This is a genomic window from Salegentibacter sp. T436 (assembly GCF_001932675.1).
Taxonomy (GTDB): domain Bacteria; phylum Bacteroidota; class Bacteroidia; order Flavobacteriales; family Flavobacteriaceae; genus Salegentibacter; species Salegentibacter agarivorans.
The window spans coordinates 3642118-3654507 of the sequence record NZ_CP012872.1 but is presented as its reverse complement, the minus strand read 5'-3'; the positions used below and the strand labels follow the sequence as shown (position 1 = coordinate 3654507).

The 12390-nt window shown below is 38.1% G+C and carries 8 protein-coding genes and 1 pseudogene; 2 read left to right on the top strand and 7 right to left on the bottom strand.

Annotation, left to right across the window (positions count from 1 at the left end):
* The first annotated feature begins 163 nt into the window (after positions 1-163).
* Positions 164-907, top strand: a complete 744-nt coding sequence (locus AO058_RS16250; RefSeq protein WP_075327495.1) for a ferritin-like domain-containing protein — start codon at positions 164-166, stop codon at positions 905-907.
* Positions 908-933: 26 nt separating this feature from the next.
* Entirely contained in the window at positions 934-1767 is an 834-nt protein-coding gene (locus AO058_RS16245) for a ferritin-like domain-containing protein (protein ID WP_075327494.1), read from the top strand.
* Between the two features lie 100 nt (positions 1768-1867).
* Here the strand turns inward: AO058_RS16245 and AO058_RS16240 are convergent, their stop codons facing one another.
* From AO058_RS16240 to AO058_RS16210, 7 genes and pseudogenes are all read right to left on the bottom strand, one after another.
* A complete protein-coding gene (locus tag AO058_RS16240; protein WP_075327493.1) occupies positions 1868-3139 on the bottom strand; it encodes an adenylosuccinate synthase in 1272 nt (423 codons plus the stop codon).
* 12 nt (positions 3140-3151) lie between these two features.
* Positions 3152-3607 (bottom strand): Fur family transcriptional regulator, encoded by a 456-nt coding sequence (locus AO058_RS16235; RefSeq protein ID WP_037315154.1) that lies wholly within the window; start codon positions 3605-3607, stop codon positions 3152-3154.
* A 29-nt stretch (positions 3608-3636) separates the two neighbouring features.
* Positions 3637-5846, bottom strand: a pseudogene (locus AO058_RS16230) (RelA/SpoT family protein).
* Positions 5847-5881: 35 nt separating this feature from the next.
* Positions 5882-7120: a M48 family metallopeptidase gene (locus AO058_RS16225; protein WP_075327492.1), complete on the bottom strand. Its 1239-nt coding sequence runs from the start codon at positions 7118-7120 to the stop codon at positions 5882-5884.
* Between the two features lie 51 nt (positions 7121-7171).
* Positions 7172-7966 (bottom strand): TrmH family RNA methyltransferase, encoded by a 795-nt coding sequence (locus AO058_RS16220; RefSeq protein WP_075327491.1) that lies wholly within the window; start codon positions 7964-7966, stop codon positions 7172-7174.
* 101 nt (positions 7967-8067) lie between these two features.
* The gene (locus AO058_RS16215) at positions 8068-9369 is read right to left on the bottom strand and encodes an amidohydrolase family protein (protein WP_198036116.1); all 1302 of its coding nucleotides are present in this window, start codon (positions 9367-9369) and stop codon (positions 8068-8070) included.
* Between the two features lie 15 nt (positions 9370-9384).
* Positions 9385-12378, bottom strand: coding sequence for an amidohydrolase family protein (locus tag AO058_RS16210; RefSeq protein ID WP_075327489.1), 2994 nt, complete (start codon positions 12376-12378; stop codon positions 9385-9387).
* Between the last annotated feature and the right edge of the window lie 12 nt (positions 12379-12390).

The following is a 12390-nucleotide window of genomic DNA, read 5'->3' as shown; positions in this document are numbered from 1 at the left end:
AAAAAGAATTTTTATTAAATCTTTAATTGCAAAAATTCCAATGCTTAATAAAGTTCATAAGGTTTAAGGTGTTTCCATTTTTTATTTAGAAAACTTTAACTCTAATACAAAAACCGTTGCCGGAATTACTGCGTAAGTATAGGAAACAACTAAAAATTAAATTATGGAAAAACCACGTATTAAGGTTGATGCAGTTTCTGTGAAGCCGGTAAACAACAGTAAATCACGAAGAAGATTTCTAAAAATGGGAGGACTTGCTATGGCAGGTTCAGGATTATTACTTTATGGATGTAGTAACGATGACGACGTTAATAACCCGGAACCTATGCCAGGAGAAGTTTTTGACCTGGGTAGTGGCGATGTGGGTATTTTAAATTATGCTTACGCGCTGGAGCAACTGGAAGCTGCATTTTATACCAACGTATTAGATGGTTCTTACTGGGCCGGAGCGACTGCTGAGGAGAAATTGATTCTGGAAGATCTCTATGACCACGAGGTAATTCATCGAGAATTCTTTAAAGCTGCAATTAATGCAAATGCTGAAGCCAACCAGGTTTTACCAGAACTTGAATTTGATTTTAGCGGTGTAAATTTTGCCGACAGGGATTCTGTACTGGCTACAGCCCGTGTCCTGGAAGATACCGGCGTGGCAGCATACAATGGAGCAGGTAGATTACTGCAAACACCAGATTTTTTAGTAATTGCCGGAAAAATAGTTTCGGTAGAAGCAAGACATGCGGCTACTATAAGGTCTATATATCTTGAAAACGATACCGCTTTCGCAGGGGATGATATTATTGATAGTAATGGTTTAGATCTCGCCAAAGATCCGCAAACCATTCTTAGCGAAGTGGGAGCTACGGGCTTTGTAGTGACCCCGTTTACCGCTAATAACTTACCTCAATAAGTATTAATCAACTTAAAAACAATATTATGAATATTATAAAATTTTTAGATGAATTTACTTCGGAAGACCTTATCAAAAAGTCTTCTTCAAGAAGAGAAATGCTTGGTAGCTTAGGGAATTTAGGGAAAAAGGCGGCTATGGTAGCTGTACCTTTTGGTCTTGCTTCAACTTCCGGAAAGGCATTTGCGCAAAGTGGTGGCAATGATGCTATAGGAGCATTGCAACTGGCACTTATCTTAGAATATCTTGAAGCTGAATTCTATATAAAAGCATTAGATTCTGGAGTATTACCAAGTGGCGGAAGAGCGGAAGCGGTATATAACCAAATATCAAAACACGAATCTGCTCATGTTGAGTTTCTAAAGGCAGGTTTGGGTGACAACTCAGTAGATTCACCAGAATTCGATTTTACTGCTGGCGGAGCTTTCGATCCATTTAATCCAAATAATGATATGGCTTACGCTCAATTATTAGCCTTAGCCCAGGCGTTTGAAGATACCGGCGTGAGAGCCTATAAGGGACAGGCGACAAATTTAATGGGTACCGAATTTTTAACCCCAGCATTGCAAATACATTCTGTAGAAGCAAGGCATGCATCTGAAATAAGAAGGTTAAGAGCAGATGTTTTAGGTGATAATACTAACGAGAATGCACTTGGTTGGATCACTTTAAACAATCGCGGACCGGGAATGCCGGAAGCAACGCAGGCTGTATACGATGGAGAAGAGAATGTAGTACAGGGTGGAGTAAATCTGGTTGATGCTACAGGATTTAGCGCCGAAGCGGTATCACAATCTTACGATGAGCCAATAAGCGGAGAAGTAGCCCAGCAAATCGCGGGTTTATTTATTGTTTCATAAGTATAATTGGCTCAATTCTAATTTTTTGTTATTAAGAATTTTGTGCTAAAAAAAGCCGTTTCAACTGAAACGGCTTTTTAAATTTATAATTGCTTTTTTATTAGCGCTCTATAGTTTGAGTTCTGTCTGGCCCTACAGAAACCACTTTAATAGGTATTTCCAGTTCTTTTTCCAGAAATTCCACATACTCATTAAATTCTTTCGGAAGTTCATTAGCCTTCGTCATCCCTGTAAGATCTGCTGCCCAACCTTTAATTTCGGTATAAACGGGTGTTACATTTTCTGCTTCAATATTATAGGGTAAATGCTGAATTTCCTTTCCCTTATAATTATAGGCAGTACATACTTTTAGGGTTTTAAAGCCGCTAAGCACATCACCTTTCATCATAATTAACTGGGTGATTCCATTTACCTGAACCGCATATTTTAAAGCTACTAAATCCAGCCAGCCACATCTACGAGCCCGACCGGTGGTTGCACCAAATTCGTTACCAACCCGTCCCATAGTTTCACCGTCTTCATCAAAAAGCTCGGTAGGGAAGGGGCCGCTTCCAACGCGGGTGGTATATGCTTTAAAAATCCCGTAAGCTTCCCCAATTTTATTTGGAGCCACACCAAGACCTGTACAGGCACCTGCAGCAGTAGTGGTAGAAGAAGTTACAAAAGGATAGGTCCCAAAATCTATATCGAGTAAAGATCCCTGGGCACCTTCAGCCAGAATAGTTTTTCCTTGTTTTTGCGCTTCGTGCAAATAAGCTTCACTATCTATAAAAGTTAGTGACTTAAGCGTTTTAACCGCATTAAAAAATTCCTTTTCCAATTCGGCAAGATCATATTGAACATCTACATCGTAGAATTTGATCATTTTTTCGTGCTTATCGGCCAGGGTTCTGTATTTGTCCTTCCAGTTAGAAAGTTCTAAATCTCCTACACGAATTCCGTTTCTTCCGGTTTTATCCATATAAGTAGGACCAATACCTTTTAGGGTAGAACCAATTTTGGCCTTTCCTTTAGAAGCTTCAGAAGCAGCATCTAAAAGCCTGTGGGTAGGCAAAATTAAATGTGCTTTTCGTGAAATAAGAAGTTTAGATATGTAATCTATATTATGTTTGCTAAGGTTGTCCAGCTCCTTTTTAAAAATTACGGGATCTATCACAACACCGTTACCTACAAGGTTGATGGTTTCATCGTGAAAAATTCCTGAAGGAATAGTATGTAATACGTGTTTCTGGCCGTCAAATTCCAGAGTGTGGCCTGCGTTTGGCCCGCCCTGAAATCTGGCAATAATATCGTATTTAGAAGTGAGTACATCAACAATTTTTCCTTTGCCTTCGTCACCCCATTGGAGACCGAGTAGTAAATCTACCGCCATTGAAATCTTAAGTTAATTAGTTGTTTTTTTGTTGCCGTAAAAATATAAAGAATGTTTGGTTATTTCTATATCAAACACTTCTTCGATAGTTTTTTTAATAGATTGAATACGCGGGTCGCAGAATTCTATTACTTCACCGGTATCGGTAAGAATAACATGGTCGTGCTGCCGGTCAAAATATGATTTCTCATACTGAGACTGGTTTTGTCCGAACTGGTGCTTTCTTACAAGTCCGCATTCCAGTAATAATTCTATGGTATTATAGAGGGTGGCACGACTTACCCGGTATTTTTTATTCTTCATTTTAATGTAGAGTGATTCTATATCAAAATGATCGTCGTTATTGTAGATTTCCTGAAGTATTGCAAAACGTTCGGGGGTTTTTCTATGCCCTTTTTCTTCCAAATACTTGGTAAAAACGTTTTTAACTACTGCCTGATCGTTCTTATTTACAACTTTTTTGCTCATAGTTCTTTGTACCTTACAAAGGTATGGGATTATTCACGGCTAACCTTATCGATCCCGTTAATTTTTTTGAGTCGGTTCATGATTTTTGTAAGTATCGCATTGTTCTTAACCCTTAGGGTAATTTGCCCGCTAAAAACGCCGTCTATACTTTCAAAATTAATCTTCTGCATATTCACATTCAGGTTACTGGAAATTTCCCGGGTTATCTCACTTACCAGGCCTAAATTGTCAATTCCGGTTAGTTTCATACGGCTTTAAAGTCTTGCTGAGAAGAATCTATCCATTTGGCAGGAATAATTCTATAGGCATAATTACTTTGAAGCTGAAGCGCATTAGGGCAGTTTTTCTTATGAACTTTAATACCATCGTTTACCGTTACAAAACCAAAAACCTGGTCTCCCGGAATTGGGTTGCAACAATTCGCCAATTTATATTCTAAAGTTTCATCTTCATCGCGTCCAAAAACAAGCTGGTCGTATTTTGAAGTTATTTCATCTTTATTAAGATCTTCCGCAATAACCGGTTTTTTGATCTTTCGCTTAATATAACTTACCAGGGCGTTGCTTCTGGATGCAGCAAATTCTTTAAGTTTTTGGTTATCAATTTTGCCAATTCCAACGCGATAAAATAAATCCAGGCTGGTTTTTAGGTTAAAATGAACCACCAGCTCGTTAATTATTTTCTCGTTAAACGGAATTTTTTGAGCCCTTAATTTTCGGGTAAGAATTGCTTTTCCTTCTTCTGCTATTTCCCTTTTTTCGTCTTTTAGAGAAGATTTTATCTTAGCTCGAGCCCTTGCTGTTGTAGCATAATCCAGCCAGTTAACATTGGGTTGTGCATTTTCTGAAGTAATTATTTCTACCTGGTCTCCGCTTTTTAACTCGTGGCTTAAAGGCACCAGTTTATTGTTAACCCGGGCACCACGTGTTTTTAAACCTATTTCAGTATGTATACTAAAGGCGAAATCTAAAGGAGTAGAGCCTTTTGGTAAAGATTTTAAATCTCCCTGTGGTGTAAATACAAATATTTCTTTTGAATAAAGATTCAGCTTAAACTGCTCTACAAAATCTACGGCATTTACATCGGGATTTTCCAGGGCTTCCTGAAGCCGGTTTAACCATTCTTCTATTCCGTGATCATCCTGAGTATCGCCCTGCTTGTATTTATAATGAGCTGCGTAACCTTTTTCTGCAATCTCATTCATTCGCTGACTTCTAATTTGAACTTCTACCCAGCGACCTTTTGGCCCCATAACGGTAATATGCAGCGCTTCATAACCGGTAGATTTAGGCGAAGAAATCCAATCTCGAAGCCGGGTTGGGTTTGGTCTAAAATGATCGGTTACTATTGAATAAATTTTCCAGGCGAGAAATTTTTCGTTGGCCTGGTCACTCTTATAAATAATTCTAATGGCAAATTTATCGTTAACCTCGTCAAAGCTTACATTCTGAGCTTTCATTTTACGATGAATGGAGTAAATAGATTTAGGTCTACCTTTAATATCGTAGTCAAAATTTTCCTGTGTGAGGGAATTTTCAATTACTTTAGAAAACTCCCTGATATAAGCATCCTGTTCTTCTTTACTTTCTTTTATTTTGGTGTGAATCTCGTGGTACACCTCAGGTTCTGTATATTTTAAACCAAGGTCTTCCAGTTCGGTTTTAATATTATAAAGTCCTATTCGGTGGGCTAGCGGGGCATAAATATAAAGGGTTTCTGAAGCAATTTTTTCCTGTTTATCCCGCCTCATAGCATCCATAGTTTGCATATTGTGCAATCTATCGGCTATTTTGATAATAATCACCCGAATATCATCATTCAGGGTAAGCAGCATTTTCCGAAAATTTTCGGCTTGCAGCGAAACATCCTTGTCTTTCTTTAAACTCGAAATTTTTGTGAGTCCGTCTACGATAGTCGCTACGGTTTCTCCAAACATTTCCTGAATATCTTTAAGCGTATATTGGGTATCTTCTACTACATCGTGTAAAAGTGCGGCGATAATAGAAGTGGCATCCAATCCAATTTCTGAAGCTACAATTTTTGCCACCGCAATTGGATGAAAAATATAAGCTTCGCCAGATTTTCTACGTTGATCTTTGTGGGCATCTACAGCGGTATCAAAAGCCTTCCTAATTTGCTTTTTATCATCGTCACTTAAACTACGGTAACTTATGCGCAGCAGTTCTTTATATTGCCGCGCAATTTGCTTGTTTTCTTTTTCTATAGCTGCTTCTGTCATAATTTAAAAGTACAATTAAGTAGATAAAGAAACAACTACAAACCTCGCTTTAAGTTTCTGAATCTTTGTAGAAGTGTAGGATGCGAATAATGCATAAAAACATAAGCTTTATGCGGAGTAAGATTACTCAGGCTGTTTTTAGTAAGTTTTTTTAAGCTTGAAATTAACGGCGCGGCACCATAGGTGTTCTTCGCATAATTATCTGCCTGGTATTCAAACTTTCGGGATAAATAATTCATTAATAATCCTGTAATTTCTGAAATTGGGCTGTATAAAATTCCAAAAGCTATCAAACCAATATGAAAACTGGGTTCTTCTACACCCAACGCTTGTGATAGGGCAGGGCTACCTACAAATAACGAAAGCAACCACAATGTAAAGCCTGTGGTTAAAATTGAAGCCAGTAAATTCACAATAATATGGTTCTTTTTATAATGCCCAACCTCGTGTGCCAATACCGCTACAATTTCCTCTTCTTCCAAATCTTTTACCAAAGTATCAAAAAGTGTAATACGTTTTTCCTTACCAAAGCCCGAAAAATAAGCATTGGCTTTTGTACTTCTTTTAGAACCATCTATGATAAAAATATTATCGAGGGTAAACCCAACACTTTTGGCGTAGGTTTCAATTTTTGTTCGCAAAGAACCTTCTTCCAATGGGCTTTGCTTATTGAACAAAGGCACAATAAGTTTTGCATAAAACATATTGATAAATATGGAAAATACAGCTACGAGAATCCAGGCATACCACCAGAAATCATTACCCGCAAATTGATAAAACCAAACGATAAGCGCAAGAATTCCGCCGCCGAGGATAATCATCATAAACCAGCCTTTAATTTTATCCAGGAAAAAAGTCTTTTTCGTGGTTTTATTAAAACCGTATTTTTCTTCTATCACAAAAGTGCTGTACCAGGAGAACGGTGTGGTGAGAATATCGCTGCCAATCATTATTATTCCGAAGAAAATAAGGGCAACCAATATTGCATTATCGGTGAAATTTCTCGCAATGTCATCTACCCAGGCAAATCCGTCAAAAATAATAAACCCTAAAGTGAGCAATACTGAAAAAGTGGAGGTAATAATTCCAAAACGGTAACGTTCCTTTTTATAGCGCTGAGATTTTTCGTATTCATCCTTGTTGTAAACATCACTGAGTTCCTGCGGAATTGGATCATCAAAGTGTTTTGCGTTTAAAGTATCCAGGATTTTATCGATAATAAAATCGATAATTATAATGGCAATGATGATATAAAATAGGGTTTGGGGATTCAAAGGTTTTTAATTTTATGCTGAATTATATTTACTAAGCTCGGTGTTTGTGTTCTAAAAACCACGCTGTCTTTTAGCTTCAAAAATAAGTATTCCAGCTGCAACAGAAACATTCATAGAATCAATTTCACCGCTCATAGGAATAATAATATTTTGCGTGGAATTTTCGCGCCATTCTTCGCTTAATCCGGTTGCTTCAGTTCCCACCACAATTGCTGCAGATTTTGTAAAATCGATGTTGTGGTATGGTTTTGACGCTTGCAAAGCTGCTGCGTAGATAGAAATATTATTTTCCTTTAAAAAATCAATAATTTCTGAAGTACTCCCGGTAGCAATTTGGTTGGTGAAGACACAACCCACGCTGGAGCGGATGATATTTGGATTATAAAGATCGGTTTTTGGGTTTGCTATAAAAACAGCATCTACTTTTGCGGCATCGGCAGTTCTTAAAATAGCACCTATATTTCCCGGTTTTTCTGGAGCTTCAGCCACAAGAATTAAGGGGTTTTTAGTTTCAAATTTAATACTGCGAAGATTATTTTCTTTAGTTTTAAAAATGGCTAAAACACCTTCAGTACTGCTTCTATAAGCCAGTTTTTCATAAACTTCCGAAGAAATTTCAGTTACTTGAAATTCATCTGAAGTAAATTCCTGAATTTTCTCAAAACTTATTAAATCGGGGCAAAAATAAATTGCCTTTAGTTCAAATTCGCCCTTTAAAGCCAATTCGATTTCCCGTTGGCCTTCTACCATAAAAACGCCTTCTTTCCGGCGAAGCCGGGATTTTTCCTGTAATTGAAGTAGGTGTTTTACCTCCTTATTTTGTGTACTGCTAATTTGCTTAACCATAGGTGTAAAAATAGGGAGTTTAAACCTATTGCAAAGAAAAAGAGGTTAACAAAATACCTGCTTAGATATAGTTGCTAACCTCTTTAATATATTTAAATTTTTTATTTACTGGCGCTCTCGTATTTTTCCATATAACGCTGGTAAAGTTCGGTTTGGTGAGTTTCCAAACTTACTTCTCTGCCCTGGATAAAAGCGTGGGTTAAAATATTTCCGCGCATATCTAAGGCATCACCTTCGCTAATAAATAAAGTGGCATCTTTTCCTTTTTCTAAAGTGCCCACCATATCATCTATTCCAAGAATTTTAGCAGTATTAGAAGTAATTAATTTTAAAGCTTCTTCTTTACCCAATCCGTAAGCACCGGCAGTTCCTGCATAGAAAGGTAAGTTTCTGGTATTCATCCGCTCCATACTTCCGCTGCTTTCCAGGGCTACTAAAACACCTTTATTATGAAGAATTCCGGCTAATTTATATGGAAAATCATAATCGTGATCTTCACTGTTTGGCTGATCGTGCGGACGCTGAACCAAAACAGGAATGTTATTCTCTTTAAGTTCTTCAATAGCTTTATGAGCCTCATAACCACCAACAATTACTAAATGTTCTATTTCCTGTTTTTGTTTAAAATCTATTACATCCAGTATTTCTTTTTTTCCGTCTACGTGAATAAAAACACGTTTTTCTCCGCTAAAAACGTTTTTCATCGCATTGTAAGCAAGATTGGTTTTTTCGCTGTTTCCTTCCAAATAAGCTTTTGCAGAAGCAAAAAATTCTTCCAACTCCAAAAGTTCTTCCTGGTAATCATCGCTGGGTTTAATCCCGGGATCTTCCCCGGCCCACCAACGGCCACGGGTAAAACTGCTTGGCCAATTTATGTGAAGCCCATCATCCTCCTTAATAACCGCATCTTCCCAGTTCCAGGCATCAAACTGTACAATAGAAGAAGTGCCGGAAATTCTACCGCCTCTTGGTACAATTTGCCCCATTAAAACCCCGTTTGGACGCATACTTTCTACCAGCTTACTTTCAGCATTATAAGCGATTATACTTCTAATATGAGGAAGCATGGATCCTATCTCATCTTCATCATCGGTAGCACGAACTGCATCAATTTCTACTAAACCTAAAGTGGCGTTGGGTGCTATAAATCCCGGGTAAGCGTGTTTTCCTTTGGCTTCAATAATACGGCCGCGATATTGCATTTTTGTAGCAGTGGCATCCATCACCTGGGTGATTTTTCCATCTTCAAAAATAATTAAACTATTTTCTATTATTTCACCATTTCCTAAGTGCGCGGTGGCACCAGCTATGGTAATTGCTTCGGTTTGTTTAGAAGCAGGTGTTTGCTGCGCAAAAGAATTTCCTATACAGGTAAATAGTGCGAGTAGTACTAAATATTTCATCTTCATTTTTTCTTTTTAATGGATTTCTTCCAGGGTATTACAATGGATATGTTGTTCTTCTTTCTTCGTTACCGGTTGTGTTTTTAGGCCTTTATTTTTAGCCTCCAACATTTGGGTAATTAATTCACTTCTTTGCTGCTGAATTTCTTCTCGCAACTTTTTATCTCTCTCAATATCAAAGAAAACTTTTCCCTGAATTAAAGTTTTTTCGGCTTTGGCGTAAATCGATAATGGATTATCTGACCATAGAACCAAATCTGCGTCTTTTCCTGTTTTTACACTTCCAACGCGATCATCTATATGCAATAATTTTGCCGGATTCAAGGTTACAAATTTCCAGGCTTCTTCTTCAGAAACTCCACCGTATTTTACAGATTTTGCTGCTTCCTGGTTTAATCTTCTGCTCATTTCGGCATCATCACTATTAATTGCAGTTACTATTCCCTGGCTATGCATAATTGGTGCATTAAAAGGAATGGCATCATTAACCTCATATTTATAAGCCCACCAGTCTGAAAAAGTAGAACCGCCTGCGCCGTGCTCCTTCATTTTATCGGCCACTTTATAACCTTCTAAAATATGCGTGAACGTATTAATTCTGAAATCAAAATTCTCAGCAACTTTCATCAACATATTAATTTCGCTTTGAACATAGGAGTGCGCTGAAACAAAGCGTTCACTATTAATAATCTCCAGGAGGGTTTCCATTTCCAGGTCCTTTCTAAAGTCTTTATCGTTTTGTTTTGCCTTTTCATATTCTTTTGCACGGGTAAAATAATCGGTAAAAACCTGTTCTACACCCATCCTGGTTTGTGGAAACCTGGAACGGCTTCCCCAGTTAGACTGCTTTACGTTCTCACCCAATGCGAATTTTATAAATTTAGGGGAGTTTTCAAAGATCATATCTTCAGCATCTTCACCCCATTTTAACCTTAAAATCGCAGAACGGCCGCCAATTGGATTTGCCGATCCGTGTAAAAGCTGTACGGTAGTTACCCCGCCAGCAAGGTTGCGATAAATATTCATATCTGTGGGATCTACCACATCTTCCATAGTAACTTCTGCAGTAGAGTTGTGGCCGGCCTCGTTAATGGCAGAAGCCGCAATATGTGAATGCTCGTCTATAATTCCTGAAGTTAGATGTTTTCCTGTGGCATCTATGACTTTGGCATTTCCGGCGCTAAGGTTCTTTCCAATCCTGGAAATTTCCCCGTTTTTCACCAAAACATCGGTATTTTCTAAAATTCCTTCTGCTTCGTTTGTCCAGACTGTTGCGTTTTTAAAAAGAATAGTTTCTTCTTTAGGCATTTCTGAAAATCCGTAAGCTTTATTCGGAAAACTTACCGGCATAATTTCGCGAATATCTTCCTCTTTATCTTCTCCGTTTTCTTCTTCGTCTTCTTCCGCTGCAGCAGTTTCATTTGAAGCTTTCCTGGTCGCTGAGAAATCAGTTTCTGAACCATCGCTTAAATAAGCCGTACCAGAAATTTGTTCTTTATTTTCGTCGGTTTTGGCCACTAAACGGGTGAAACCTGTTTTAGTAGTATCGGCAGGAGAAAGCAATAAATTCATCCAATTATCAGAAAAACTAAGTTTTGCCCCCAATTTTGTATCTCCAGATTTTACACTTGCCTTTGGAGCTTCGGGTTTTCCTGAAATCTTTAATTCATACGTTTTTCCGTCTAAATTAAGATCGTAGGTTCCGGTAATATCTGTAGTGTTCATTTTATTGATCACTATTTTTTCGCCCTGGATCCAGTTTTCAAAAACACTGGTTTCTTTATCAAAATAATCTCCTGAAGTGATTATAAAGTTTGCCCACGCGCCTTCTTTTAAAGTTCCCAGGCGATTTTCCTCGCCAAGAATTTTTGCAGGGGTAGTGGTTAAGGCAGCAAGCGCATCTTCTTTACTTAATCCATAAGAAACTGCTTTTAGTAAATTATTTCTGAAATCTTTTTCAGCCTCAAGGTTGTGGGCGGTTATGGTAAACGGAATTTCATTTTCGGCAAGCATTTTAAGGTTAGCCGGGGCCTGGTTCCAGGTTTTCATTTCTTCCAGCGTTACATGTTCGGCCAAAAAAGGATTTTCTACATCGTAAGCATCGGGAAAATTAAGCGGAACAATAAATGTGCTTCCGGTTTCCTTTATTTCCTTAAGACGCTGATATTCTTTTCCGTCTCCCAGGATCACATAATTCACATTGAATTCGTTACCTATTTTTCCGGCTCTTAAAGCATCCAGTAGATTATCTGTTGCGAAAATTTGAGTCAGATTTTTATTTCGGTTTAAAGCTTCTAAAGCTAAATCTTTGTTGTTAGATTTTCCTTTTCCGTACCATTCAGCATCTAAATAAGTCTGCCGAATTAATGCCATTGCACCCATTGTGGAGGTCGGATAAGACTGTCGGGACAGTTTACTTTTATCAAAAGAAAGGTATTGTGCCGAGCGATCTTTTAAAATGCGATCACCTTCGGTGCCGCCGGGGTTTAAAGCTACCAACATCCCGGTACCGCGAATAATCCCATCTGGAACGTGTGTATTTACGGCGCCAAACCCTGCTTTATGGAAGGAAGTTACCGTTTTTTCATCATAATTAAAGTGTTGTACCGCATCGGTTTCTGGCCTTATATGGTCGTTCCAGTAATACCCTTCCCGGTTCGCATCATATTGTGGCTGGCCGTTCCCGTTACTCGCTTCTTTGGGTTCTTTTACTCCAAAACTGCTGTAAAGATCAATAAAGGAAGGGTAAACTTCTTTCCCTTTTAAATCTATAACAATGCTGTTTTGTGGTTCGCTAACCGATTTGCCAATGGCAGTAATTTTGCCATCTTTTACCACAAACATTCCGTTTTCTATTGTTTGCTGCGGACTTACGTGAATTTTTGCATTTTTAAATACCGTGTAATTGGTTTGTGGATTTTTAACCCCGTCGTTTTTGGGGAAGTACTCCTGGGCGTTGCTTTGCAAACTGACCAGAAATACCAGACATAGTAAAAGTCTTATTTTCATAAATTGTAGCTG